This is a genomic window from Qipengyuania sp. ASV99, from assembly GCF_047872805.1.
Taxonomy (GTDB): domain Bacteria; phylum Pseudomonadota; class Alphaproteobacteria; order Sphingomonadales; family Sphingomonadaceae; genus Erythrobacter.
This window is the reverse complement of sequence record NZ_JBLQUK010000001.1, coordinates 705,288-729,526: the sequence shown is the minus strand read 5'-3', so window position 1 is coordinate 729,526 and position 24,239 is coordinate 705,288. Positions and strand designations below refer to the sequence as shown.

The 24,239-nt window shown below is 59.9% G+C and carries 25 protein-coding genes and 1 riboswitch; of the genes, 11 read left to right on the top strand and 14 right to left on the bottom strand.

All coding sequences use genetic code 11. From position 1 onward, the window contains the following. The first annotated feature begins 5 nt into the window (after window positions 1-5). From ACM64M_RS03690 to ACM64M_RS03680, 3 genes are read left to right on the top strand one after another with little or no spacing between them, the layout of a single operon-like run. Window positions 6-473: a hypothetical protein gene (locus ACM64M_RS03690; RefSeq protein ID WP_416227277.1), complete on the top strand. Its 468-nt coding sequence runs from the start codon at window positions 6-8 to the stop codon at window positions 471-473. Window positions 474-483: 10 nt separating this feature from the next. Continuing rightward, window positions 484-801 carry an I78 family peptidase inhibitor gene (locus ACM64M_RS03685; protein WP_416227276.1) on the top strand — a complete coding sequence of 106 codons (318 nt, stop codon included), beginning with the start codon at window positions 484-486 and terminating at the stop codon, window positions 799-801. After that, window positions 798-1,184, top strand: a complete 387-nt coding sequence (locus ACM64M_RS03680) for a RidA family protein (RefSeq protein ID WP_416227275.1) — start codon at window positions 798-800, stop codon at window positions 1,182-1,184. Before ACM64M_RS03685 ends, ACM64M_RS03680 begins: the two co-directional genes overlap by 4 nt. On the opposite strand, the gene ACM64M_RS03675 is transcribed toward ACM64M_RS03680, so the two are convergent. Further along, a complete protein-coding gene (locus ACM64M_RS03675) occupies window positions 1,181-1,594 on the bottom strand; it encodes a hypothetical protein (protein ID WP_416227274.1) in 414 nt (137 codons plus the stop codon). The two genes, ACM64M_RS03680 and ACM64M_RS03675, sit on opposite strands and share 4 nt — an antisense overlap. A gap of 156 nt (window positions 1,595-1,750) precedes the next feature. On the opposite strand from ACM64M_RS03675, the gene ACM64M_RS03670 reads away from it, so the two are divergent. From ACM64M_RS03670 to mmsB, 6 genes are read left to right on the top strand one after another with little or no spacing between them, the layout of a single operon-like run. Beyond that, on the top strand, window positions 1,751-2,896 hold the full coding sequence (locus ACM64M_RS03670) for an acyl-CoA dehydrogenase family protein (protein WP_416227273.1): 1,146 nt from the start codon (window positions 1,751-1,753) through the stop codon (window positions 2,894-2,896). After that, window positions 2,893-3,339: a hypothetical protein gene (locus tag ACM64M_RS03665; RefSeq protein WP_416227272.1), complete on the top strand. Its 447-nt coding sequence runs from the start codon at window positions 2,893-2,895 to the stop codon at window positions 3,337-3,339. Before ACM64M_RS03670 ends, ACM64M_RS03665 begins: the two co-directional genes overlap by 4 nt. Further along, entirely contained in the window at window positions 3,336-3,737 is a 402-nt protein-coding gene (locus ACM64M_RS03660) for a VOC family protein (RefSeq protein WP_416227271.1), read from the top strand. Before ACM64M_RS03665 ends, ACM64M_RS03660 begins: the two co-directional genes overlap by 4 nt. Then, window positions 3,734-4,789, top strand: a complete 1,056-nt coding sequence (locus tag ACM64M_RS03655) for an enoyl-CoA hydratase/isomerase family protein (protein ID WP_416227270.1) — start codon at window positions 3,734-3,736, stop codon at window positions 4,787-4,789. The genes ACM64M_RS03660 and ACM64M_RS03655 overlap by 4 nt, the downstream gene beginning before the upstream one ends. After that, the gene (locus tag ACM64M_RS03650) at window positions 4,786-5,580 is read left to right on the top strand and encodes an enoyl-CoA hydratase-related protein (RefSeq protein WP_416227269.1); all 795 of its coding nucleotides are present in this window, start codon (window positions 4,786-4,788) and stop codon (window positions 5,578-5,580) included. Before ACM64M_RS03655 ends, ACM64M_RS03650 begins: the two co-directional genes overlap by 4 nt. A 1-nt stretch (window position 5,581) precedes the next feature. Continuing rightward, window positions 5,582-6,448: a 3-hydroxyisobutyrate dehydrogenase gene (gene mmsB / locus ACM64M_RS03645; protein ID WP_416227268.1), complete on the top strand. Its 867-nt coding sequence runs from the start codon at window positions 5,582-5,584 to the stop codon at window positions 6,446-6,448. On the opposite strand, the gene ACM64M_RS03640 is transcribed toward mmsB, so the two are convergent. Then, window positions 6,435-7,160, bottom strand: coding sequence for a hypothetical protein (locus ACM64M_RS03640; protein WP_416227267.1), 726 nt, complete (start codon window positions 7,158-7,160; stop codon window positions 6,435-6,437). The two genes, mmsB and ACM64M_RS03640, sit on opposite strands and share 14 nt — an antisense overlap. Before the next feature lie 93 nt (window positions 7,161-7,253). Between ACM64M_RS03640 and ACM64M_RS03635 the strand changes: the two genes are divergently transcribed. Together ACM64M_RS03635 and ACM64M_RS03630 are read left to right on the top strand one after the other, a co-directional pair. Then, complete coding sequence (locus ACM64M_RS03635; RefSeq protein WP_416227266.1) at window positions 7,254-8,066, top strand: hypothetical protein; 813 nt, start codon at window positions 7,254-7,256, stop codon at window positions 8,064-8,066. Between the two features lie 21 nt (window positions 8,067-8,087). Continuing rightward, a complete protein-coding gene (locus ACM64M_RS03630; protein ID WP_416227265.1) occupies window positions 8,088-9,404 on the top strand; it encodes a lipopolysaccharide biosynthesis protein in 1,317 nt (438 codons plus the stop codon). Here ACM64M_RS03630 and gcvPB read toward each other — a convergent pair. The 12 genes from gcvPB to metH all read right to left on the bottom strand — a co-directional run bounded on the left by gcvPB (window position 9,401) and on the right by metH (window position 24,230). Continuing rightward, the gene (gcvPB, locus tag ACM64M_RS03625) at window positions 9,401-10,984 is read right to left on the bottom strand and encodes an aminomethyl-transferring glycine dehydrogenase subunit GcvPB (RefSeq protein WP_416227264.1); all 1,584 of its coding nucleotides are present in this window, start codon (window positions 10,982-10,984) and stop codon (window positions 9,401-9,403) included. The genes ACM64M_RS03630 and gcvPB overlap by 4 nt on opposite strands. After that, on the bottom strand, window positions 10,981-12,357 hold the full coding sequence (gcvPA, locus tag ACM64M_RS03620) for an aminomethyl-transferring glycine dehydrogenase subunit GcvPA (protein WP_416227263.1): 1,377 nt from the start codon (window positions 12,355-12,357) through the stop codon (window positions 10,981-10,983). Before gcvPA ends, gcvPB begins: the two co-directional genes overlap by 4 nt. Before the next feature lie 48 nt (window positions 12,358-12,405). After that, complete coding sequence (gene gcvH, locus ACM64M_RS03615) at window positions 12,406-12,777, bottom strand: glycine cleavage system protein GcvH (RefSeq protein WP_416227262.1); 372 nt, start codon at window positions 12,775-12,777, stop codon at window positions 12,406-12,408. Between the two features lie 4 nt (window positions 12,778-12,781). After that, the gene (gcvT, locus tag ACM64M_RS03610) at window positions 12,782-13,930 is read right to left on the bottom strand and encodes a glycine cleavage system aminomethyltransferase GcvT (RefSeq protein WP_416227261.1); all 1,149 of its coding nucleotides are present in this window, start codon (window positions 13,928-13,930) and stop codon (window positions 12,782-12,784) included. Window positions 13,931-14,118: 188 nt separating this feature from the next. Next, a riboswitch (glycine riboswitch) is annotated at window positions 14,119-14,219 on the bottom strand. 110 nt (window positions 14,220-14,329) lie between these two features. Further along, entirely contained in the window at window positions 14,330-14,698 is a 369-nt protein-coding gene (locus tag ACM64M_RS03605) for a hypothetical protein (protein ID WP_416227260.1), read from the bottom strand. Between the two features lie 13 nt (window positions 14,699-14,711). Then, complete coding sequence (locus ACM64M_RS03600; RefSeq protein ID WP_416227259.1) at window positions 14,712-15,497, bottom strand: hypothetical protein; 786 nt, start codon at window positions 15,495-15,497, stop codon at window positions 14,712-14,714. An 8-nt stretch (window positions 15,498-15,505) separates the two neighbouring features. Next, a complete protein-coding gene (locus tag ACM64M_RS03595) occupies window positions 15,506-16,147 on the bottom strand; it encodes a hypothetical protein (RefSeq protein ID WP_416227258.1) in 642 nt (213 codons plus the stop codon). Window positions 16,148-16,274: 127 nt separating this feature from the next. Next, on the bottom strand, window positions 16,275-18,335 hold the full coding sequence (locus ACM64M_RS03590) for a beta strand repeat-containing protein (RefSeq protein WP_416227257.1): 2,061 nt from the start codon (window positions 18,333-18,335) through the stop codon (window positions 16,275-16,277). Window positions 18,336-18,450: 115 nt separating this feature from the next. After that, window positions 18,451-19,506 carry a hypothetical protein gene (locus ACM64M_RS03585; RefSeq protein ID WP_416227256.1) on the bottom strand — a complete coding sequence of 352 codons (1,056 nt, stop codon included), beginning with the start codon at window positions 19,504-19,506 and terminating at the stop codon, window positions 18,451-18,453. A gap of 396 nt (window positions 19,507-19,902) precedes the next feature. After that, a complete protein-coding gene (locus ACM64M_RS03580) occupies window positions 19,903-20,871 on the bottom strand; it encodes a CsgG/HfaB family protein (RefSeq protein ID WP_416227255.1) in 969 nt (322 codons plus the stop codon). Next, window positions 20,871-21,293 (bottom strand): curli assembly protein CsgF, encoded by a 423-nt coding sequence (locus ACM64M_RS03575; RefSeq protein WP_416227254.1) that lies wholly within the window; start codon window positions 21,291-21,293, stop codon window positions 20,871-20,873. The genes ACM64M_RS03580 and ACM64M_RS03575 overlap by 1 nt, the downstream gene beginning before the upstream one ends. Before the next feature lie 267 nt (window positions 21,294-21,560). Then, on the bottom strand, window positions 21,561-24,230 hold the full coding sequence (metH, locus tag ACM64M_RS03570) for a methionine synthase (protein WP_416227253.1): 2,670 nt from the start codon (window positions 24,228-24,230) through the stop codon (window positions 21,561-21,563). Between the last annotated feature and the right edge of the window lie 9 nt (window positions 24,231-24,239).

Below are 24,239 nucleotides of genomic sequence, written 5' to 3'. Positions count from 1 at the left end.
GCGCGGTGCGGGTAACCTTTGCAGCGTTCCTCGCCCTCGCGCTGGCTTCCTGCGGGGGAGCACCCGAACCAGCAGATGAGACCGTGCCTTCCGAAACGCCTATCCCGGTCGAGCCGGACGGCGGGCTCGGCGATGGTGCCGGGCCGCCTCCGGCCGATACTCCGGGGATGATCCCCGCGCGCTATCTTGGCGTTTGGGATTATGTCGGCGGCACCTGTTCGCGCGACAGCGACATGCGCATGGAAATCGCCCCGCGTTCGATCACCTTTTACGAAAGCTTTGGTCAGGTTGCGGGCGTCGGGCAGGATGGCGATGATGCAGTCGCCGACCTGGTGATGGAGGGCGAAGGCGAAACCTGGGTCAATGTTCTGCGGCTCTCGCTGGTCGAGAAAGGCGGGCAGACCTTGCTCCACACATCCGATGGCACCGCCCCCAAGGTGGCAGACGAATACCCGCGCAAAAAATGCAGTTAGGAGCCTTGTGATGATCCGCCAGATTGCCCTCTGTGTGCCCGCCACGCTTGCTCTGATCGGCTGCACAGGCAGCTCTGCTCCGCCCGCAGCACAGGCCCCTCTTGAACCAGCGCGCCCAGCACCCGGCAACTGCGATGCTGCGGCGGCGCAATCATACATTGGCCAGCAGGCCAGCACCGCGAGCGGCGCGGCGATCCTTGCCGCAAGCAAGGCGCGCACGCTCCGCTGGGGCCCGCCCAATTCGGCATGGACGATGGATTACCGCGAGGACCGGGTGAATATCCGCTATGATGACGCGATGATCATCACCCAGGTCACCTGCGGATGATTGGCCGGCGGCGCGTTTCCTCGGGCTCCCCCTATGAGGCGCAGTTCGGGTTCTGCCGCGCGGTGCGGGTCGGCAACCGGATCGTGGTCGCAGGCACCGGACCGGTTGAGCCCGACGGTTCGACCACACCCGGGGGCGCCGCCGAACAGGCCGACCGGTGCTGCGCCATCATTGTCGCCGCGATTGAGGAGCTGGGCGGTTCAGCCAGCGATGTCGTGCGCACGCGGATGTTGCTCACCGATTTCGGCGATCAGGCTGCCGTTGGCGCGGTCCATGCGCGCTGGTTCGGGCAGGCGCGGCCCGCCGCCACCATGGCAGGCGTAGCATGGCTCTGCCGGAAAGAATGGAAGATCGAGATCGAAGCAGAAGCGTTGATCGGTTAGGCCACGTCGCGCATATTCACGCCGAACACCTGTTCGCTGATCAATGCCTCTTCCACCCGCTCCATCAATTGCGCCGCGTCCGTCATCGCATCGAGTTCCTCGGCCGCAATCAGGACCTTTGGCTTGGCGTCGCTATCGGCAACCAGAACCGCTGGCAGCGCAATGCCGTGACCAGGAAAAGCGGCGGCAAAATCATCCTTGTGATGAATCACAATGTCCATCGGCAGACTGTCGAGAAATCGCCGCCATTCGCCCCGCATCGACACCGCGCCATAGGTGATCGCGCATAGCGAGCAGGGATAGCTCGATGGAAATATCTGCTTGTGCACCGCATGCATCAACGCATTGATGATGCCGCTGTCGGCATTGTAAACCAGCACAAGGCGCGGACGGGTTACGGGCGAATCCATGATCATAGCGATAGATACGCGATTGCTCGCGATTCGGTTACGTCTTTTCGGCAGTTCCGGCGCATTCCGGCGAAACTGCCCAAGGGTCAGGACCTAACAAACAAAGCAGGCCGCGCGCCCTTTTCTAAGCTTCTCAACCCGGTTAGAGCATTGCCCATGACCGGACAATTTTCTCTCACCGAGGATCAGCTTGCGATCCAGGAAATGGCGCAGCGTTTCACCGCCGATAACATCACGCCGCATGCCGGGGAGTGGGACGAGAAGCACATTTTTCCCATCGACACGATCAAACGCTCCGCAGAGCTGGGCTTTGGCGCGATCTATGTGTCGGAGGAATCGGGTGGGATCGGGCTAGGACGGCTTGAGGCTGCGCTGATCATGGAGGCGATGGCCTATGGCTGCCCCTCCACCTCCGCTTTCATCTCGATCCACAACATGGCCGCTTGGATGATCGACCGCTTCGGTTCACAGACCGTGAAGGACAAATATCTCCCCGATCTCATCGGCATGGAAAAGATTGCCAGCTATTGCCTGACCGAGCCATCAAGCGGATCGGACGCCGCAGCGCTCAAAACCACGGCAAAGCGGGACGGTGATCATTACGTACTGAACGGCACCAAACAGTTTATTTCGGGCGCTGGCTCGAACGAAATCTACGTCGCAATGGTCCGCACGGGGGAGGATGGGCCCAAGGGCATCACCTGCATGGTGATCGAAAAGGACATGCCCGGCGTTTCCTTTGGCGCGAATGAGAAAAAACTCGGCTGGCATTCGCAGCCGACCGCACAGCTTATCCTTGAGGATGTCCGCGTCCCTGCCGAAAATATCGTCGGCGGCGAAGGCGAAGGGTTTCGCATTGCGATGATGGGGCTCGACGGCGGACGGTTGAACATCGGCGCCTGTTCGCTGGGCGGGGCGCAAAGGTGCCTTGACGAAGCGATCCGTTACACCAAGGAACGCAGCCAGTTTGGCAAGGCTGTGGCCGATTTCCAGAACACCCAGTTCACGCTGGCCGACATGGCAACCGATCTGGAGGCCGCGCGCGCGCTGCTTTATCTGGCCGCAGTCAAAGTGACCGAGAACGCGCCCGACAAGACCCGCTTTTCTGCTATGGCCAAGCGGCTGGCGACCGACAACGGCTCCTCGATCGTAGACCGCGCGCTGCAATTGCACGGCGGCTATGGTTATCTGCAGGACTACCCGATCGAACGTTTCTGGCGCGATCTGCGCGTCCATTCGATCCTCGAAGGCACCAATCAGATCATGCGCATGGTCGTGGGCCGGGATTTGTTGCGCCAGTGAGGCTGCTCACGGTACTTGGAGGTTATGCCTTTGCTGCTGTGTTCGGGACAATCGTCACGCTGGTGGGCCTCGCCTTCTACTTCAACGTGCATTTCATCCATCTTGATTGGCTCGCCCAAACTTCCTTTTTGGTGTTCATAGTTGCCCTATTGTTGGGTGTTATTCCCGCCATCCCAGTCTTGGTCTTTTCCGAAATCCAAAGCCTTTTCGGTTCGGCCTGGGTTCGACACTGGTTCGTCTACACACTGACAGGAGCAGTTTGGGGGTCCATGTTGCTGATATTCTTCAGCCATTGGAACGACTTCAGCCATTGGAGCGAATTGCTAGAACCTTTGATTCTTGTAGTTTCAACCTCAGCTGCTGGGTTTGGATACTGGCTATTTGCTTGGAAGTTGTTTCCTCCAAAGAGTTTTGGCTCTCGGCAACGTCATATCGCGTCATGACTACGGAAGCCCTCGGCATGATCGCGCTCGTCGTGCCGGATTACGACGCGGCCATCGCCTTTTATGTCGGCGCGCTCGGGTTTGATCTGATCGAGGACTGCGACATGGGGTCGGGGAAACGCTGGGTCGTTGTCGCGCCGTCGGGCGGCGGTACAAGGCTGCTGATTGCCAAGGCTGTCGATAATGCCCAGCGCGCCGCAATCGGCAATCAGACTGGCGGGCGGGTGGCGTTTTTCCTCCAAACCGATAGCTTCACCGATTGCCATAACCGCTTTACGGCAGCAGGGGTGACTTTCCATGAAGAACCCCGCCACGAACCCTATGGCACAGTTGCGGTGTTCAGCGATCCGTTTGGCAATCGCTGGGACCTGATCGAACCGAAAGACACGGCCCTATGACCGACGACGTTCTCACCCGCACCAACGGCCCCATCGGGCATATCAGCCTCAACCGGCCCAAGGCGCTCCACGCACTGACGCTGGAGATGTGCCACACAATGTCAGCCGCTCTCATGGAGTGGGAAAAGGATGACGCAATCGAGGCGATCATCCTCGATCACGATGACGGACGCGGTTTTTGCGCAGGCGGCGATATCGCTTTTTTGCGGGATTCAGCGCTCAATGATGGCGGGGTTTCGGGCCGCAAATTCTTTCACGACGAATATCAATTGAACCACCAGATGTTCACCTATCCCAAGCCAATTGTCGCCTTCATGGACGGCATCACCATGGGCGGCGGGGTCGGCATTTCGCTGCCCGCAAAGTTTCGGGTGGCGACAGAAAACACCCGTTTCGCCATGCCCGAAACCGGGATAGGCCTGTTCCCCGATGTCGGCGGCGGCTGGTATCTTTCGCGGATCGGCGGACGGATCGGGCAATTTCTGGCGCTGACCGGCGCGCGGCTTGAAGGGGCAGAGGCGCTGTGGACCGGCCTCGCCACGCATTACGTGCCCAGCACCATGATCGATGATCTGAAGGCGCGCATCGCCGAACGGCCGGGACGCATCGCGGGCATTCTGTCCGAACCGGTCGGCACACCGCCCGATGCCCGGATCAAGAACAACGCGGACAAGATCGCCAAACATTTCTCCTCCGACCGCTATGAAGACATCCTCGCCAGCCTCGAAACAGCCATCGCGGACGGCGACGAATGGGCGCAAAAGGAACGCGACACGCTTGGCACCAAAAGCCCGCAAACCTGCAAGGTGGCGCTGCGCCAGTTGGCGATAAGCGCGGGGCTGAGTGATTTTGCCGAGAATATGCGGATGGAATATCGCATTGCGTCGCGCGTGCTGACCCGCCCCGATTTCGCCGAAGGGGTGCGCGCGGTCATCACCGACAAGACCCACGATCCCAAATGGAACCCGGCAACGCCCGAGGATGTGACCGAAGAGCTGCTCGACGCGATCTTCGCGCCGCTCCCGTCAAAGGAAGAATGGAAATCGCTATGACCTACGAAACGATCACCGTCGAAACCGACGCGCGCGGGACCAAGGGGGTCACGCTGATGACGATCAACCGACCGCAGGCGCTGAACGCGCTCAACAGCCAGGTTCTTGCAGACCTTACTTGCGCTTTCGCAGGGTATCAGGCTGACGACACTCAGCTGTGCGCGGTGCTGACCGGTTCGGGAGAAAAGGCATTCGCCGCAGGTGCCGATATCAAGGAGATGAGCGAGAAGGCCGCGGCCGATTTCTATCTCGACGATTTCTTTTCGCCGTGGACCAGCGAGATCGTGAAAAAGACCCGCAAGCCGTGGATCGCAGCGGTCAACGGCTTTGCGCTGGGCGGCGGGTGCGAGCTAGCGATGATGGCGGATTTCATCATCGCATCCGACAATGCGAAATTCGGCCAGCCGGAAATCAAGCTGGGCGTGGCGCCGGGCATGGGCGGATCGCAGCGCCTGACCCGCGCCATCGGCAAGTCGAAGTCGATGGAAATGTGCCTGACGGGCCGGATGATGAGCGCCGAGGAAGCCGAACGATCGAACCTGATCGTGCGCGCGGTGCCGCAAGCGAACCTCATCACCGAAGTGCTGAAAACCGCCGCGACCATCGCGTCCATGCCGCCAATGGCTACAATCGCGAACAAGGAAATGGTGAATTCAGCGTTCGAGATGACGCTGGATCAGGGCCTGATCGTCGAACGCCGCATCTTCCAGATCCTCACCGCGAGCGAGGACAAGGCCGAGGGCATGGCTGCGTTTATCGAGAAGCGCGAAGGGCAGTGGAAGGGGCGCTGATATGAAAATCGCATTTATCGGTCTTGGCAACATGGGCGGCGGGATGGCCGCGAACCTTGTGAAAGCGGGCCATGATGTGCGCGCCTTCGACCTTAGCGATGCCGCTTTGACCGCAGCGAAGGCCGCTGGCTGCACAACATTCACCGCCGCAGCGGAAGCTTGCGCGGAAGCGGAAGCTGTCGTCTCGATGCTGCCAAACGGCGCAATCGTTAAATCGGTCTATGAAAGCGATGTCATCGGCACTGCTCCTGCCGGAGCGGTGCTGCTCGATTGTTCGACCATCGACGTTGCCACCGCCAAAGACGTCATCAAAAAGGCCGAAGCCGCAGGATACGCCATGGTCGATGCGCCCGTCTCAGGCGGGATCGCGGCGGCGAATGGCGGGACGCTGACCTTTATGGTGGGCGGGTCTGAACCGGCCTTTACGCGGGCCGAACCGGTCCTTGCCGCAATGGGCAAGGCGGTGATCCACGCAGGCGATGCAGGCGCGGGTCAGACCGCCAAGATATGCAACAACATGCTGCTCGCCATCACCATGATCGGCACCGCAGAGGCCATGACGATGGCGCAGAAGCTGGGTCTTGATCCGCAGAAATTCTACGAAATCAGCTCGCAAAGCTCGGGCTACAACTGGTCGCTCAATGCCTATACGCCGATGCCGGGTGTGGGCGTCGAAAGCCCGGCGGACAAGGATTACCAGGGCGGCTTTGCAACCGCGCTGATGCTCAAGGACTTGCGGCTTGCAATGGAAGCTTCGGGCAATGTCGATGCCACGACGGTACTGGGCGCCAAGGCCGCGCAGATTTACGAGGAATTTGCCAAGGAGAATGGCAATCTCGATTTCTCTGCGATTATCAAGACGCTCTGATCGCCGCGATTATCTGCGTGAGCCATTTGCGCGGGCCCTGACGCTGGCCGATATTGGCGACGAATTCCTGCCCGCGCGCCGCGCTCTTTAATCTCCCCCCGTCCAGCCAACGGTCGGCACGGCCGTGGTAGCTTAGCTCGCCCTGCCTCAACCATTCGGGCCTCGCCCACAGGCTTGGCGGGCCGCCCGGAACGGTCAGCCGCAGGGCATCGCTCGCACGGCCAGCGGTGCATCCCTCACCGCGCCAGATCACGTCATTGTGGCTATGCATGGCCAGTGCATGCGGATGCGCCAGTTCCACCAGATCGGCCGGCGCTCCTGCAGCGAGCGGAATCTCATCGTCTACGCGCAGATAGCCGAAAATGCGGTGATGCCTCTCGCCGGTATATTCATCGGCGAACAGACCGAAGAACACAAAAGCATCGCCGACCCCGACGCCCTGCCGTTCCAGATGGGTCTGCGCCGCCCCGCATTGGCCGAAAAGGCAGGTGCCATCAGGTCGAAACATCGGATCGTGGTGGCAGAGATCGTCCGCCCCAATCCGCTCCCTGCTGGCCCGCGCTGCGTGATCGCCCAGCCCCAGATCGCGGTACGTTGTTCGGCTCGCCGCACCTGCCGGGATTGGCAGGCTGATCGGGCGACCATCCACAATCGGCGAAGGGCCGCCGCCTGCGCTGCTGTCAAAGCCCTTGCGAGAAAAGATGATGCGCATCGCCCTCCCCTTTTGACCCTCGCCAGATAGTTTAACAAGCTTCGCCCATCGCGGCTTTGCGCAAGGCGCAGATTGGCGCTAAGGGCGCGGGCGATGGATCACGATACAAAAGTCACCGCACTTATCATGGCGGGCAAGCGTTCGGGGGTGCTCGACCCCCTAGCCGAACAAGCAGGTGTTTCACAGAAGGCGGTTGTGCCGGTCAATGGCGTGCCCATGGTCGAACGCGTGGCGCGGCAGGTTGCGGACTGCCCCAATGTCGGGGCCATCCGGATCGTCGCGCATGAACCCGATGAAATCGCCGCGCTGCCCGGCATTGCTGCCTTGATCAGCGCAGGTCGGTTGAGTTTTGCTGAAGGCAAATTCAATCTGGTCGACAGCGTGTTTTCCGGCGCCGACGAGGCGCAGTTCCCCCTGCTCATCACCACAGCCGACAATTGTCTGGTCACCGGGGAAGGATACGCCGAGTTCATCGACAAATGCCTGGCGGCTGGCGCTGGTGCGGCGGCGGGTCTGGCGCTCAAGGAGAACGTGCAACTGGCCGATCCGGTCGGTCAAAAGCGCTTCTACAAGTTCCGCGACGGTGAATTTTCCAATTGCAACATGTACTGGATCGGCGATGAAAAGGCGCTGAATGCTGCGGAAATCATGCGTGAAGGCGGGCAGTTCGTGAAATTCCCAAGCCGCATCATCAAGGCGTTTGGCTTCCTCAATCTGATCCGTTTCCGGCTAGGCACGGCGTCGAAGGAAAAACTGTTCGCGCAGGTTTCGCGGCGATTTGGTTTCAAGCTGGTGGCGGTCGAATTGTCGGATGGGCATTATGCCATCGATGTCGATAATCAGCGCACTCTGGATGTGACCACGCGCATTTTGCAGCGACGAGAGGGTGAAGCTGTCGCCGGGTAACCGGCAGCAGTCCCTCGCCCGATGAAGCGGCTCTTCTCCAATATCGGCTGGCTGCTGGGCGGGCGCGGCTTTAACGCGGTGATGAGCCTCGTCTATCTGTATCTTGCCACGCACACTCTGGGGCTGGAGCAGTTCGGCTATTTCGCACTGATCGTTGCGCTGGGTCAGGCGATCACCGGGTTTGCCAATTTCCAGACATGGCAGTTCATCGTGCGCTGGGGAGCGAATGGGGAAGGTGACGAGCCAGCGCGAGACTCAGAAAATCTGCGCGAAGCCACCGGTTTTGCCATTGCTCTCGACATGCTGTCGATTGCTTTGGGGACCGCGCTCGCGGCGATTGTTACGTTCACCGCTCATCTGTGGCTGCCCTTGCCCGCCGATCTGCTGTGGCTCACCTTTGGCTATTGCGTGGTTTCCTTGGCAGCAATCCGGGCTACGCCGACGGGGCTGCTGCGCCTGCATTTCAAATTCGCCACGGCAACTGCGGCAGAGGCGGTGCAGCCAGCCATTCGCACCGCAGGAGCGGCGCTTGCGGTCGTCTTCATGCCGAGTGTGATGGGTTTTATCCTCGCCTGGGCCGCGTCGGAAGTCGCGGTTGCCATCGCCCTGTGGGTGGCGGCCGGTCGAACCCAGCGGATTGATCTCAGCGCGCTGAGTTTTCGCCGGATACCTGAAAAACATCCTGAAGCATGGTCGTTCGTATGGTCGACCAATATGTCGGGCAGCCTGAATATTGCGGGCAAGCAGGTCATCATCCTGCTGGTAGGGACATTTGGCGGTGCCGCGCTGGCGGGCGGCTTCCGCGTCGCTGCGCAATTGGGTCAGGCGCTGGTTTCGCTGGCGCAAACCGTGTCCAAGGCGATCTTTCCAGAACTGGTTCATGCCAAAGAAAACGCGCTCACCATGGCGCGGCGCATGGCGAATATTGCTGTTGTAGCAGGCGTGATCGCAGTGCTGGTCGCGCTGTTTGGCGGGCGCTGGGCATTGGCCGCGATTGCGGAGGATGATTTCAGCGCCTTCTATTGGGCGATGGTTATCCTGTCGATCGCAGGCGCGGTTGAACTGGTCGGCGCTAGCCTTGAATCGTTGCTGGTTTCAGCCGGGCGCGCAGGCACAGCCTTTGCAGTTCGCGCTGTTCCCACAGTGCTGGCGCTGGTGCTGCTCGACGCGGCGATCGACTGGAACGGGGCAAAGGGCGCCGCGTTCGCGGTGCTGGGATCCAGCTCGCTGGCGGTTCTGGGATTTTACGTGGCGATCCTGAACATGCAGGAAATCCGCATTACACTTGGATCAGAAGACGAAACTGGCGAGCCTGCAACTCCGCCTTCCCTCCCCTAGAGCGGTTCGGACCACACCAGCTTGGGCTTTCGCGCGGCAGCAGTTTCATCAAGCCTGCGGCGCGGCGCGTAATAGGGCGCCTGCTTAAGGCTCTGATCGCCCGCCAACGCGCGCTCTGCCACGGATCGGAACGCTGTGATGAACTGGTCGATGCTGGCCTTGCTCTCAGTCTCGGTCGGCTCGACCAACATCGCCCCGTGGATCACCAATGGGAAATACACTGTCATCGGATGATAGCCTTCGTCGATTAGCCCCTTGGCCAGATCGAGCGTGGTCAGGTCCCCGCCGAAATCCTTGTCGCCGAACAGCGCTTCATGCATGCAAGGCCCGCTATCTGCGAACGGCGCGTGGAGCACATCTTCGAGGCTGCGCAGGATGTAATTGGCGTTGAGCACAGCATCCTCGGCAACCTGTTTCAGTCCGTCTGCACCGTGGCTGAGCATATAGGTGAGCGCGCGGGTAAACATGCCCATCTGGCCGTGGAATGCAGTCATCCGGCCAAACGCCTGTCCGCGCGTTGCCTCGCGCTGTTCTTCTTCGACCAGATCGAAAGTGCCGTCTTCATATTTGCGCACAAACGGCAGCGGTGCGAACGGTGCAAGCGCCTCCGAAAAAACCACCGGACCGGACCCGGGTCCGCCGCCGCCATGCGGGGTGGAGAAAGTCTTGTGCAGATTGATATGCATCGCATCGACGCCCAGATCTCCGGGGCGGACTCGGCCAACGATGGCGTTGAAGTTGGCGCCGTCGCAATAGACATAAGCTCCCGCTGCGTGGACCGCATCGGCGATGGTGCGGAAATCCTTTTCAAACAGACCGCAGGTGTTGGGGTTGGTGATCATCACCGCCGCCACATCGCATTTGTCCGGTCCGCCGAGCGCCAGTCGTGCCTTGATCTTGTCAACATCGACGCGCCCCTCGGCGGTTGCCGGAATATCCTCCACCCGGTAACCGGCAAAGGCCGCCGTGGCCGGGTTGGTGCCATGTGCGCTTTCGGGGACCAGCACGACTTGGCGGGCATCGCCGCGCGCGGTGTGCGCCGCGCGGATTGCCAGAATGCCGCACAATTCGCCATGCGCGCCGGCCTTGGGGCTCATTGCGACCGACGGCATCCCAGTGAGGGTGCAAAGCCATTGTCCGAGCTCATAAATGACTTCCAATGCACCCTGAACGCTGCTTTGCGGGGCAAGCGGGTGGATGTCGGCAAAACCGGGAAGCCGCGCGACCTTTTCATTGAGGCGCGGATTGTGTTTCATCGTGCAACTGCCCAGCGGGAAAAAGCCAAGATCGATCCCGTAATTCTGGCGGCTGAGACGGGTATAATGACGCACCGTTTCCGGCTCCGTCAAACCCACCAGGCCGATCGGGTCAGACCGCTCCAGCCCGGCAAACCGATTTGAGGCCGCCGGGTCGATTTCGGGTAGGTCGACGCCGGTCGTTTCTGCATGGCCGATTTCGAACAGCAATGGCTCTTCCAGCATCAGACCGCGATTGCCGGTGGTGGTTGGCGGGCCATTGTGAAGCCCGTCTTCGCTAACCTGCATTTGCGGCTTCCATCCTGATTTGTTGGGCGCATTCATTGTGCAGGCTCCTTTACCAGAGCTTCAAGTTCAACCGCGAGGGTCTCGATGTCTTCCTCGGTCGTGGTCTCGGTCACTGCAACCAGCAAGGCATGCTCCAGCGCCCTTACCCCCGGATACAGCCGCCCCAGCGACACCCCGCCCAACACGCCCCGGTCAGCAAGATCGCGCACGATCTCGCGCGCCGGTTTGCCGTCCAGCATCAAGGTAAATTCGTTGAAAAAGGCATGGTTGAGCAGCCTCACCCCCGGCACCTTGGCCAGCCGGTCCGCTGCGATACAGGCAAGACGGTGGTTTTCTGCCGCCAGTTCGCGCAAGCCGCGTTCCCCGAGCAGCGTCATGTGAACGCTGAATGCCAGCGCGCAAAGACCCGAATTGGTGCAGATGTTGCTGGTCGCTTTCTCGCGACGAATATGCTGTTCGCGGGTGGAAAGCGTCAGGACAAAGCCGCGCTTGCCCTCAGCGTCCACCGTCTCCCCGCACAGCCGGCCGGGCATCTGGCGCACGTGTTTGGGATCGCGCACCGCAAACAGACCGAGATACGGCCCGCCGAACTGCAGGCCGACGCCAATCGACTGCCCTTCGCCAACGACAATATCTGCGCCCATTTCACCCGGCGACAGACACGCGCCCAGCGCCACTGGTTCTGTGTTTACCACCACCAGCAGCGCGCCCTTGGCATGAGCGGCCGCAGCGACCTCTTCAAGGTTGCTGACCCGGCCAAGGATGTCGGGATATTGCACCACCACGCAGGCGGTGTCGTCATCAATGCGGGCGATCAGGCCGCTTAAATCGGGCTCAGCCTGAATCGCGGGCTGCGCGTCTGCGATCGTGTCGCCAGTGAACTGCGCCATAGTCTTGACCACTTGCGCATAATGCGGGTGCAGCGCGCCCGAGAGCACTGCGCGATTGCGCTTCGTCACGCGGGTTGCCATCGCCACCGCTTCCCAGCAGGCGGTCGAGCCATCATAGAGCGAGGCGTTGGCCACCGCACAGCCATACAGCCGCGCAACCTGCGTTTGAAATTCAAACAGCATCTGCAGCGTGCCCTGCGCAATTTCAGGCTGATACGGAGTATAGGCAGTCAGAAACTCGCCGCGCTGAATCACCGCATCGACGCTGGCGGGTACATGGTGGCGATAGGCCCCCGCCCCAAGGAAGAAAGGCACCTCGCCAGCGACGAGGTTCTTTGCCGCGCGCGCTTTCATATGCCGTTCAACCGCCATCTCGCTCGCATGCATCGGCAGGTCACGGATCGGTCCATCAAGCTGCGCCACTTCGGGCACATCAACAAACAGATCGTCAATCGAGGCAGCTCCGATCTTCGCCAACATATCGGCGCGGTCGGTATCTGTGAGAGGGAGGTAACGCATCAGGTCTGGCTTTCCTTTCCCCTCCCGCAGGAGAGAGGGGAGTGAACTTTAAAGATTGTCGACGAATTCCTTGTAGGCTGCCTCGTCCATCAGCCCTTCAAGCTCGCCCGGATCGCCAATGGTCATGCGGTAAAACCAGCCGTCTTCTTCGGGTGATGAATTAACCAACGCAGGCTCTTCTTCGAGTAAGTCGTTGATCTCGGTTACTTCCCCAGTGATCGGCGAGTATACATCGCTTGCCGCCTTGACGCTTTCAACCACCGCTGCATCGCCGCCCATGTCAAGCGTTGCGCCCACTTCGGGCAATTCAACAAAGACAATGTCGCCCAGCTGCTCCTGAGCGTAATCGGTGATCCCGACGGTGGCGCTGTCACCCTCTACGTCGATCCATTCGTGTTCATCGGTAAAATAACGCGGCATTGGTTCAACTCCCCCTGAAATAGCGATGCGGGACAAACGGCATGGGTGAAACTGTGGCAGCGAGGCGGCGCCCGCGCACTTCCACTTCGAGTGCGGTACCGGGCGCGGCGTGTTGTGAGGCAACATACGCCATTGCAATCGGTGCGCCGAGGGTGGGCGAAAATCCGCCGCTGGTGACGGTGCCGATCTGGTCCCCGCCCGCAAACACCAGCGCACCTTCCCGCGCGGGCAGGCGGCCATCGAGTTTGAGCCCGACCCAGCGCCGCGCGGTGCCTTCATTTATCTCACGGATGATCCGGTCCGCGCCTGGAAATCCGCCTTCGGTCCGCCGGCGCTTGTTGATGCCGAAGATCAGGCCCGCTTCGATGGGCGAAGTTTCGGGCGAGAGGTCATGCCCATAAAGCGGCAGGCCCGCTTCGAGCCGCAGCGAATCGCGCGCGCCCAGACCTATCGGCTTCACTTCAGGCTCACCGCACAGCAGCGCGGCGATGGTCTCAGCCGCAGCGGCGGGAAGCGAAATCTCGAACCCATCCTCGCCCGTATAGCCCGCACGCGCAATGGTGACGTCGTGCCCGGCGATGGTGAAGCGGCCAAAGCGCATGAAGGTCAGCGCCGACAATTGATATTCGCCCTGCGCATGGCGGGCGAGCGCGTCAGCCGCCTTGGGCCCCTGCAAGGCCAGCAATGCCTGTTCATCGAGGTGATTAAGCGTGATGTCGTCGCTCAACGCTTCCCTTAGCGTGCCGATGTCGTCCCACTTGGTTGCGCCATTCACCACCAGATAGAGCGCATCAGGCCAGCGTGAGACCATCAGGTCATCAAGCACGCCGCCACTTGCGTCGAGCAACAACGAATAGCGTTGCTGGCCAAGTTTCAGCGTCGACAGATCGATCGGCAGCACCGCCTCGACCGCGGCGTCTAGACCCGGACCAGACAGCAGCAACTGCCCCATGTGGCTGACGTCAAACAACCCCGCGCTGGTGCGTGTCCAATTGTGTTCAGCGACGATGCCTTCGTATTGGATCGGCATTTCATAACCGGCGAACGCGACCATGCGCGCGCCCTGCGCCCGGTGCCATGCATCGAGGGGGAGCGCATCCAAGGGGAGCGCTTCGAGCGCGGTATCGTCTGCCTGTTGGTCGTCGTCGTTCAAAATATCGGTCTCCGAACAGCCGAAAAACGGCCCAAAAAGCAAGGCATCGCCCCAAGGTGAAGCGAAATTCCTGCCCCCTCTGTCCGGGAAACCTGAGAGCTTAGCCGCGCATCCAGACAGATGCGCCGCATTCCCCTTCGGTGGTGACCGCGCGCATCATTCGCCGATCACTCTTTCCAGAGTGCCTATGCCGTTTCGCGGTCCGTTTGCCTGAGAGTTTCCGGGGCGGTTGCTCCTTCGGCGCCGCGCCTGGATTTTGGACCAGACCAGTCTCTCCCGCGAAAGACGCCGGAATCGCTTCCGGCAGGCAGATCTATGTTGCGGATGCGAAATGGCGCGTCAATCGCGCGCGCGGTTCCGATGAAAATAATTCTGCGCAAGAAATGCGCGTCGGCGCAATCAGGCCTCGCTGCAATCGCCCGCAGTCAAGGTGTAACGCGGACCACTGCCCTCGATCACCTCCACGGTCGCGCACCACGTGTCTGTCACATTGGTGGACAGCCGCGAAAGGACATGCCGGTCGCCTGCGGAAATGCTGGTGTTGCCGCGGTGGCGCGCGTTTGAATCGCCGACAAGTTCGACCGCATATTCAACCTGCTGGGCAATCGCTGACTGCGCGATCAATTGAATTTCCACGCTGCCGTCTTGTTCGAGCACGTTCAGCGCCAGCGCGCGTGGCGGCTCTGCTCCGCCCGCGCCCGCCGCGTTGCCTGCGGCTATCGCAAAAGCCGGGGTGAGGAAAGCCAGTCGTTTCACAAAATCGCGCATGACCGCCGCCATCCTAATTTCCGCCGAGTTGCTGGACGATCGCATTCACGATGCCTTGCGTTTCCGGCGACAATTCGCCGGTGGGATCACCCTCCGCCGAGGTAGCCTGAGCATCGCTTAACGCAGCATTGCCGAGCGCGACCGAGGCGATCACCTGATTGGAAAAATCGTCCGATTGGCCAGCGTTGCGGGCGAGCCGGGCGATGGCCGCCTCCAGCGTGGCGAGCCGCGAATTGTCCAGACCGCCGCCGAGCAGACTGTCCTCAGCAGAGGGGCCTGCGTCATCGCGCGCAAATTCAGCTGAGCGGGTTTCGATCCGCTGCGCGCACAGCGCCTGAATCGCGGGAATTTGCTGAGCGGAATCGCAAATGTCGGTCCCCTCAACCGCGTCGAGCAGCACCTGCCGTTCGGCATCGCTCAATTGCGCGAGCGCCTGCGCGGTGCCGGGGTCGGTCAGCTGGGTGACCGGCTGATTGCCCTCTCTGTCCGGGGAAACCTGTGCAAAGGTGTCGTTGCTGCCGGTCGGAAGGCGGGCTTCGACCTGCTCTTGCCGCGCGGCGCGGGCGCGAGCCTCGGCGACGCTTTGCGGGGTGATTTCATCGGGGAAATAGACTTTGGAACGCGCATCAACCGGCTGCTGCGGAGCCGCTACCTCCGGGGTCCGGGCGCTGTCCGGGGCCTGTTCGACAAACGCGGTCTCGCTCAGCGGCACGTCATGCGGATTGTCCTGCGCGGCAAGCTGGGCAGGCAGCGCCAGCAGCGCTCCGGCCAATATGGCGCGATTTGCACCCCTATTCATGGCCGCGATCAGTTGGAGCCCCCGGTCACCACCGAACCGGCACCCGTTTGCAGGATGAACATCTGCTGGTTTCCGGTCTGCTCGACCACGGTGCCAGACAGGCTGGAGCCTTGCTGCACCCATTCGAGCCGATTGCCGCCGTTCAGCTGCGTAGCGATCATGAGATTGTCCGAGCCATCCTGTGTGAGACGCGCCTGATTATCATCGCCGTCCTGCACCAAGGCAATCGAATTGTTAGACCCGTTCTGCACGATTTCGGCGGCCGATCCGGCCAATCCGCTGTTATTCTGCGACAGCAGCACCGAATTATCGTCGCCCGTCTGTGTGAGGGCGGCTATGTTGCCCGCCGCTCCCGTCTGTTCGATCGTGCCCGAATTGCCGTTGCCGGTCTGCGTCAGCGCCGCAATATGCGCGCCGTCGCCGGTTTGATTGATGTCGGCGATATTGCCGTCGCCGTCCTGCGTCAGCTCGGCGGTTTGGCCATTTGCGCTCTGATTAAGGTCAACCCGGTTGCCGCTGCCAATCTGGTCGACAAAGACGTCGTCCGATCCGGTCGCAGGTGCCTCTATGGGAGTGAAAACCTGCGCAGCCAGCGGTGCGGCTGTGCCCAGGACGAGAAGCAATGCGCCATTGAGGATTGTCTTGTTCATGCTTGCTCACTCGTTCGTTCTGTAATTCTGTTGCACTAGGTCTTGGTTTGCAGGGCTTACCGTGACCCGCAGATGAATACGCCGGGCGAGCATTACGCCCGCCCGGCCATTATTCACTCAGTGGTGTTTATGGGTTGCCCTGACGGACCATTGCCATGTTCATATTACCGGTCTGATCAACCGTCGAACCGCTTCCATCAAACTGGCGGACATCGGCCGTGTTCGACGTGCCATCCTGAACAATAAGGCTGGTGTTGTCGTCGCCAATCTGACGCACCAGAGCATTGTTCAGACCGCCAGCCAGTTCAAAGTTCTGGAGAACAGTGCTGGTGTTGCCAGTGCCATTCTGACGGACATCGGCATCGTTGTCGTCACCGCCCAAGGCAGCTCCGTCAACGAAACCTTGATCGATATCGCTCACGTTCTCGCCGCCCAACTGGCGAACCATCGCAAAGTTGCCGATGCTGTCTTGGAAGACGCTTGAGGCTCCGTCGACACCAACGGCATTCTGCACAACGTTTGCTTCGTTGCCGCTGCTTGCGGTTCCTTCGCTTCCCTGCGCAATGATGCTTTGGTAGCCTTCACCGATCTGCCGGACGAAAGCGATCTGACTGTCGCCGCCCTGCGTGATCGTCGATTCAAAGTCAGAACCGTTCTGGATGCTTTCCGCATCGTTGTTGGTCGACGACAGAGCACCGAAGAGAAGGCTGTCGCCCTGCTCGATCAGCGAGGTGTTGCCAGCCCCGCCGGTCTGCGTGATGTCTGCAACATTAAGAGTATCAGCGCCGCCTGCGACACCGTCGCCCGTCTGGGTGATGGTTGCGACCGAATCGTCAACCGTCGCCGACTGGGTAATGGTCGCCGTATCAGCACGGGCAGTGCCCGATTGGGTGATTGAAGCGGTGCTGGTGAGGCCAACACTGTTCACGCCGCGCTGAGAGATGGTGGCAAGGTTGTCATCTTCACCGGTCTGCGAAATCATGGCGATGTTGTCATTGCCGCGCTGGAACACCGAAGCGTCGATCAGGTTGCCGCCCAGATTGGCGTTGCTGTCTTGGGTGACGGTGGACTCATTGTTGTCACCGGCCTGATTGATATCAACATCAGCATCGGCGACGCCTTCCTGATTGACGGTCGAGGTGTTGAACGAACCGTTCTGGAAAACGGTCACATCCTGACGGACGCCGCCATTGGCCGGGCCCTGATTGACGAATGAGTCGTTATCCGTGCCGCGCTGTTCAACACTCACCACGTTCGAGAAACCGCCATCGAGGATGATCGAGGAATCGTTCCGCTCACCGCGCTGATCAAGGGTTACGTTCAGGCTGCGCGAACGCAACTCGACAATGGATGTTCCATCATCGCCGGACTGAAGCACAGTCACGTTTCCATTGGCGCCGTTGCCGTTGAAAAACGTTACGTCAGAATCGTTGTTGTCGCCCGACTGATTGACAGTCGCGGTGCCGCCAACATCGCCGCCTGCGATGAATTCGACGAGAGAATCATTGCTGAATCCAGTCTGGTCAATATCGGCAGTCTGGGCACGGGTCGAAGTGTTCGTATAATTCTGCGTAACAACCGAAACGTGATCGTCGCCAGTCTGATCCACCGTTGCGGTCAGCGCTCCAGGGGCGACATTGGTACCGTTCATGGACTGAGTAACGGTCGATTCGCTGAGCCCGTCCTGAGTCACCATGGCGGTAACCGCGCCTGCTGCCGAGGTGGACTGTTGGATTAGCGAGGTTGCGCCATTGCTCTGCACGACGTCGGCGTCGAGGTCGCCCGTCGTTGCGCCTCCAGCACTCTGGATAATGCCAGATTCATTGCCGTCGAAATTCTGCGAAACGTCAGCAGTCACCAGACCGGCCGAATCCCCGATGGATTCTTGCACCAGATTGGAAATGTTCAAATTGCCCTGCTGGTTCACAATCGCAGAAGGATCGCCGATGTCGACGCCGTCATCGGTCTGCTCAACGCCCGAGAGGTTGCCATTGCCGTTCTGGGTGACATCGACAGCAATGCCGGTGCCGTCCTGAATGATCTCGGAATCGTTGCCAGAGCCGGTCTGGTCGACATCGGTTGCTAGGCCGCTGCCGGTTTGATCAACGGTCGAAACGTTCTGAGCGAAGGCCGGTGCGGCCACCGACAGCGCGAGGATCGATGCGCCTGTTAGGATTGTCTTTTTCATTTTAAATTCTCCGTGAATGATATGTCGTGCGACTCATTCGGATTGTCTTTCGGGGTCTTGCGCCCCTTTGAATTGGTGCCGGGCGAACATCATGCTCGCCCGGCCTGCGGTCGGTTTAAAGGTTGGGGTCGATGCCCTGCGTGATGTTGGCGATGTTGTTGTCGCCGGTCTGCGTGACGGTCGAAGTGCTGCCATCAAACTGCGCAATGTCGGCCATGTTGCTTGACCCTTCCTGCGTCACGGTGCTGATGTTGCCATCGCCATCTTGCAGGACGATCGCAACGTTAAGCGAACCCGCGACCAGCGCGCTCTGGGTGATCGTGCTTTCGTTGCCGACACCCGCCTGACCGACCTGAGCAAAGTTGTCATCGCCGCCAGCAAAAAGTCCCTGGCTGATAATGCTGGAATTGCCCGTTCCGGCGAACTGAACAACGTCCGCCACGTTGTTTGTGCTGTTCTGCGACACCTGAGCGATGCCAGTGTTACCAAATTGCTCAACAGTAGCAGTGCTGTCAGAACCCGAAACGGTGCCCTGTTCGACTTCAGCAAGGTTGCCCGAGCCAGCCTGAACAACTTGGGTATCCTGCGTTGGGCCGCCCTGAATGACAACAGCAGTGTTGTCATCGCCTTCCTGATCGATCGTGGCGGTCGACCCGTCAGTACCGACAACGACACCCGTGGTCAGCGTTGCAACGCTTGTATCGCCCTGCGAAATGCCGGCGCCGTTACCGATGCCGCCGTTTTGGTTGATCGTCGCAGTTGAAGCAAGCGCGTCGCTCTGGATGATCTCGCCGCTGCTATCGACAGTATCGACTAGCTGATTGATCGTGGCGGTGCTGCCATCGCTGGTGCCGATCTGTTGGATAAAGGCGAACGAGCCGACATTGGGGTCCAGCAGATCGCTGCCCGACCCTTCCTGAAGCACGATTGCGGTGTTGGAACCGCTGCCCGATTGCAAAATGTCGGAGGTGTTGTCGTCATTGGCCTGTTCGACATCGGCATTGTTTCCGTCGCCGTCCTGCTCAATCGTGCTGACGTTGGAACCGGTCTGCGTGACGTCGGCGATGTTGGCATTGCCGGTCTGCGTGATGTCCGAAGTGCTCTGCGCAAAAGCAGGCCCTACGGCGGCCAATGCGACGAAAGATACGCCGGTAAGGATGATCTTTTTCATGGAGTGAGTTCCTCTTGCTTGGGGTTCAGTTCAGTTGATTGGAATTGCGACATGCAAGGCTTTTCGCCTCGTCTTTGTGTCGGGCGGAAAATTCTGAAGATCTGCGAATGGCGGCAGCGCGGAAAGTCAAACGCGCATCACTGCTGACGCACCCACCCAGACGAGCCGGTGCCGAAGCAGCCATTGATACGCAGTCATACATATTGCCTCACCTGCTCTTACAGGCGATAACCACAGGGCGAACCGGGTGCCAAAAAGGCATCCGGGCGATGAGGTAATCGCCGTCTTCTTAACACGCTTTGGAGTTGTGGCTCCGCTGCGTGCTTCTATTTGCGACCCGCGATGTGTGCCCGTGTTATGATTATTCGGCGCACACCCTCTTGAAACTCTTGTCGGCTAAGACCCTTCGTCTTCGCCGCTCTCACTTTCGACCACAGTCAGTGCCGTCAATGAACCAGCACGGCGAACAGCCTCTTGCACGTCGCGCGCTTCGTAAATTCCGTCTCGTTCTGCCCGGTAAGTTGACATCAAAGCCTCGGTCGCCTGCATATCGGCAAAGCGCCACAGGCCCAGATCAACCCCTTCGAGCACGAGGCCGTAAACCGCCTTTTCGATGGCCTGCTGCAAGGCGACCTGATCGGGTTCGTTCGAGGTGATGCCCCATTCGGCTTCGAGCAATTCGCGGAACGCCACGAACCGATAGGCGCTGGCACCAATGGCCTGACTGGCGATGGTCTTGGACGCCTGAACATTGGTAAGCACCTCGCCCGTGCGAACCGAGACAGCGCGCAGATATACAGTCACCGTGTCCTGACGATATTCGGTGCGCGCGCCAATGCCGAGAAACGCGGCGCCAGCACCGCCCGTGACCGTGTTGCTGTCATAGCCGACAATCCCGCCTTCCAGCAGCACACCTGCGAACAACAATGCGGGCAATGCGTTGGGGTCGACATCCTCTTCACCCAGATAGCGCCGCCGCATTTCGCCAATGATCTGGCGTTCTTTAAGGAGGTTATCTAGCCGCTCACGCTCGACCACGGTAAACCATTGCCGGTTGCCCGCATCCTGCAACGCCTTGGCCAGGATCGATCCCGCCCCTTGCGTCACCGCGCGCGACAATGTCTGGCCGGTACTGGACGGACGGAACTGGCCCGTCTGGTCAGTGAAACCATAGACCGCAATCGCCACCTGCCGCTGCGGCGGGGGCAATTGATGCAGCAAGCCCTGAGTCTGCGTCTGCTTGGGAAAATAAGCGAGGCTGGTCTGTTCGGGCAATGTATCGCGCCCGCTCTGACCGACGCTCATGCAGCCACCCAGCCCGAGCGACAGCGCGGCAATCATTCCGATCTTAGCGAAAGCCCGCATCAATTCACCTCGATGAAGAGCGGGATAACGATCCGGGTTTCTTCGCCGGTGTTGTCATCGCGGATAATCAAGGTGACTTCATCAAGCGAACGGAAGAACTCGATCGTCTGACCGCCAAACGTGATCGTTCCCTGTTCCTGAGGGTTGTCACCAAAGATCGCATCGACAATTTGCGAAGAAAGCGCCGAAAGCAGGCGCGATTCAAGCTGACGAGCGAAAATGCTCGATTGGCTGTTGCGGTCCGCGGCATCGGGATCGGTGGTTTTGTTCTGAGCATTGGCGATGCCCAGAATATGATTGGAATTAAACGGGTTCCCGCCAAAAGTCGGGCTAATCGGTTCGTGCACCAAATCCTGCGCAAGCACCGGATTGGCGGCCAATCCGCATCCTAGTGCCACCGCAAACGCTAGATAGCGTGTCATTCCTAATCCCCCCTGCCTTCTCAGGCAGCCCTAACCAAACTCAGTGAATTAACTTTTCACCCTAACGGAATCGGCAAGCGATTCGGAAAACTTAATAACACGTTGAGAATGTTTGGCCAGCAATTCCGGGCATTTCGTGGCGTCAGGCAGGGCTCAGCAAGGTTCGCAAGCGTAAGAAATCTGAAGCCACCCGCCGCTAAAAATGGTTAATGTCAATCTAGGTATGGTTACGAATTTTGGCCGAGTTGATCGTCGATTCTGTAACGATCAGAGATTGGGACGCAGCCAGCGTTCGGCGACCGCCATATCGACACCTCTGCGCGCGGCATAATCTTCGAGCTGGTCTCGGCCGATCTTTGCCACGCCGAAATATTGCGATTCCGGATGTCCGAAGTAAAATCCGCTTACCGCCGATGTCGGCCACATGGCAAAGCTTTCCGTCAGGCTCAGGCCAGTGTTCGCCTCCGCATCCAGCAGATCGAACAGGATCGGTTTGAGCGAATGGTCCGGGCAAGCCGGATAACCGGGTGCCGGGCGGATGCCGCGGTATTCTTCCTTGATCAGCGCCTGATTGGTCAATTGCTCACCCGGCGCATAGCCCCAAAGATCGGTCCGAACATGCTTGTGCAGCGCTTCGGCAAAGGCTTCGGCAAAGCGGTCGGCCAGCGCTTTCAATAGAATGTCGGAATAATCGTCCTTGTCCGCCTGAAACCGCGCCGAATGTGCATCGATCCCGTGAATGCCGACCGCAAACCCGCCGATCCAGTCGCCATTGGGGTCGATGAAATCGGCAAGGCACATATTGGCACGACCCCCGTCCTTTACCGCGCGGCTTTTCTTTATCTGTTGGCGCAGGAACGGCAGCCGCACATGCTCTTCGCGGGCAACCCGGTGGATTGTCACATCGTCCCCATCGCGTGCGCAGGGCCACAGCCCGCATACGCCGCGCGCGGTCAGCCATTGCTCGTCGATAATCCGGTCGAGCATCGCATCGGCATCCGCTTTCAGGCTGCGCGCGCTTTCGCCCACCACTTCATCATCTAGGATCGCCGGGTAATTGCCGTGCAATTCCCAAGCCCGGAAAAACGGGGTCCAGTCGATATAGTCGCGCAGATCCGCCAGAGACCAATCATCGAACACATGCACCCCGGGTTGCAAGGGCGGTGCGGGCTTGTCTGAAAGGTAGGCATCGTAATAATTCGCCCGCGCTTCCTCGATCGTCATCAACTGTTTTTCCGCCTTGCCCGCGCGCGCATCGCGGACATGGGTGTATTCATTGGCGACCTCATCGACGAATCCGTCGCGCTGAGTGTCTGACAACAGTTTGGAGGCAACCCCGACCGCACGGCTGGCGTCGAGCACATGGATCACCGGACCATCGTAGGCCGGGTCAATGCGGAGCGCGGTGTGGACCTTGCTGGTGGTTGCTCCGCCGATCAGCAGCGGCATAGTCATCCCGGCGCGTTTCATTTCCTCTGCCACTGTCACCATTTCATCAAGGCTGGGAGTGATCAGTCCCGATAGTCCGATCATGTCCGCCTTCTTATCATTGGCCGCGGCAAGGATCGCGGACCACGGCACCATCACGCCAAGGTCGATCACGTCATAGCCATTGCATTGCAGCACCACGCCGACAATGTTCTTGCCGATATCGTGAACATCGCCCTTGACCGTGGCCATGATGATCTTGCCCTTGGACCGGCGCTCGGCCTCGGGCAGCAGGTCTTTTTCAGCCTCGATAAAGGGGATGAGATGGGCGACCGCCTTTTTCATCACCCGCGCCGACTTGACCACTTGCGGCAGGAACATCTTGCCGCTGCCGAACAGGTCACCGACAACATTCATCCCGTCCATCAACGGGCCTTCGATAACTTCGATGGGCCGTCCGCCTGATGCTGCCAGCGCGGCGCGCGCTTCTTCGGTGTCAGCGACGACATGCGCGTCGATGCCCTTTACCAACGCATGTTCAAGCCGCCTTGTGACGTTCCAGCCGCGCCATTCCTCGGCTGCCCTTTCGTCGGCAACGCTCTTGCCCTTATAACTTTCGGCAAGGTCTATCAGCCGCTCGGTCGCGGAATCGAAAGCGCTGTCCGCTGGCAGAGGCCGCATCAGGATCACATCCTCGCAAGCCTCGCGCAGAGTAGGGTCAATCTGATCGTAAACGTCCAACTGCCCGGCGTTGACAATCGCCATGTCGAGCCCGGCAGGGATCGCGTGATACAGGAACACCGAATGCATCGCGCGGCGCACGGTTTCATTGCCGCGAAAGCTGAAGGAGAGGTTGGAGAGCCCGCCGCTCGTCTTGGCGTGGGGGCACTGCGCCTTGATCTCGCGCACCGCTTCGATGAAGTCCAAACCGTAGCGGTCGTGTTCTTCAATCCCGGTGGCGACGGCGAATATGTTGGGGTCAAAGATGATGTCTTCAGCCGGAAATCCTTCGGCCACCAACAGATCATAAGCGCGCTTGCAGATAGCGATCTTGCGCTCTTTCGTGTCGGCTTGGCCGACCTCGTCAAACGCCATGACCACCACCGCCGCGCCGTAAGCCATGCACAGCCGCGCGTGTTCAAGGAACTGAGCCTCGCCTTCTTTCATGCTGATCGAATTGACGATCGGTTTGCCCGAAACGCATTTCAACCCGGCCTCGATCACGCTCCATTTGGAACTGTCGACCATCACCGGAACGCGGGCAATGTCAGGTTCGGCCGCGATCAGTTTGAGAAAGGTCGTCATGGCATACTCGGCATCGAGCAGACCTTCGTCCATATTGACGTCGATGATTTGCGCGCCGTTTTCGACCTGGTTTCGCGCGACCTCGACCGCGGCGGCATAATCGCCTGCCATGATGAGTTTCTTGAACGCGGCAGAGCCGGTGACATTGGTGCGTTCGCCGATGTTGATAAAGCGCGCAGAAGAGGAAGCGGTTGGCTGGGTCATTGTCTCAAT

Bases quoted from the DNA above. Each gene is read 5' to 3' on its own strand.
- ACM64M_RS03685 (WP_416227276.1), top strand. From the start codon at position 484: ATGATCCGCCAGATTGCCCTCTGTGTGCCCGCCACGCTTGCTCTGATC.
- ACM64M_RS03680 (WP_416227275.1), top strand. From the start codon at position 798: ATGATTGGCCGGCGGCGCGTTTCCTCGGGCTCCCCCTATGAGGCGCAG.
- ACM64M_RS03675 (WP_416227274.1), bottom strand. From the start codon at position 1,594: ATGGATTCGCCCGTAACCCGTCCGCGCCTTGTGCTGGTTTACAATGCC.
- ACM64M_RS03670 (WP_416227273.1), top strand. From the start codon at position 1,751: ATGACCGGACAATTTTCTCTCACCGAGGATCAGCTTGCGATCCAGGAA.
- ACM64M_RS03660 (WP_416227271.1), top strand. From the start codon at position 3,336: ATGACTACGGAAGCCCTCGGCATGATCGCGCTCGTCGTGCCGGATTAC.
- ACM64M_RS03655 (WP_416227270.1), top strand. From the start codon at position 3,734: ATGACCGACGACGTTCTCACCCGCACCAACGGCCCCATCGGGCATATC.
- ACM64M_RS03650 (WP_416227269.1), top strand. From the start codon at position 4,786: ATGACCTACGAAACGATCACCGTCGAAACCGACGCGCGCGGGACCAAG.
- mmsB (WP_416227268.1), top strand. From the start codon at position 5,582: ATGAAAATCGCATTTATCGGTCTTGGCAACATGGGCGGCGGGATGGCC.
- ACM64M_RS03640 (WP_416227267.1), bottom strand. From the start codon at position 7,160: ATGCGCATCATCTTTTCTCGCAAGGGCTTTGACAGCAGCGCAGGCGGC.
- ACM64M_RS03635 (WP_416227266.1), top strand. From the start codon at position 7,254: ATGGATCACGATACAAAAGTCACCGCACTTATCATGGCGGGCAAGCGT.
- ACM64M_RS03630 (WP_416227265.1), top strand. From the start codon at position 8,088: ATGAAGCGGCTCTTCTCCAATATCGGCTGGCTGCTGGGCGGGCGCGGC.
- gcvPB (WP_416227264.1), bottom strand. From the start codon at position 10,984: ATGAATGCGCCCAACAAATCAGGATGGAAGCCGCAAATGCAGGTTAGC.
- gcvPA (WP_416227263.1), bottom strand. From the start codon at position 12,357: ATGCGTTACCTCCCTCTCACAGATACCGACCGCGCCGATATGTTGGCG.
- gcvH (WP_416227262.1), bottom strand. From the start codon at position 12,777: ATGCCGCGTTATTTTACCGATGAACACGAATGGATCGACGTAGAGGGT.
- ACM64M_RS03605 (WP_416227260.1), bottom strand. From the start codon at position 14,698: ATGCGCGATTTTGTGAAACGACTGGCTTTCCTCACCCCGGCTTTTGCG.
- ACM64M_RS03600 (WP_416227259.1), bottom strand. From the start codon at position 15,497: ATGAATAGGGGTGCAAATCGCGCCATATTGGCCGGAGCGCTGCTGGCG.
- ACM64M_RS03595 (WP_416227258.1), bottom strand. From the start codon at position 16,147: ATGAACAAGACAATCCTCAATGGCGCATTGCTTCTCGTCCTGGGCACA.
- ACM64M_RS03590 (WP_416227257.1), bottom strand. From the start codon at position 18,335: ATGAAAAAGACAATCCTAACAGGCGCATCGATCCTCGCGCTGTCGGTG.
- ACM64M_RS03585 (WP_416227256.1), bottom strand. From the start codon at position 19,506: ATGAAAAAGATCATCCTTACCGGCGTATCTTTCGTCGCATTGGCCGCC.
- ACM64M_RS03580 (WP_416227255.1), bottom strand. From the start codon at position 20,871: ATGCGGGCTTTCGCTAAGATCGGAATGATTGCCGCGCTGTCGCTCGGG.
- ACM64M_RS03575 (WP_416227254.1), bottom strand. From the start codon at position 21,293: ATGACACGCTATCTAGCGTTTGCGGTGGCACTAGGATGCGGATTGGCC.
- metH (WP_416227253.1), bottom strand. From the start codon at position 24,230: ATGACCCAGCCAACCGCTTCCTCTTCTGCGCGCTTTATCAACATCGGC.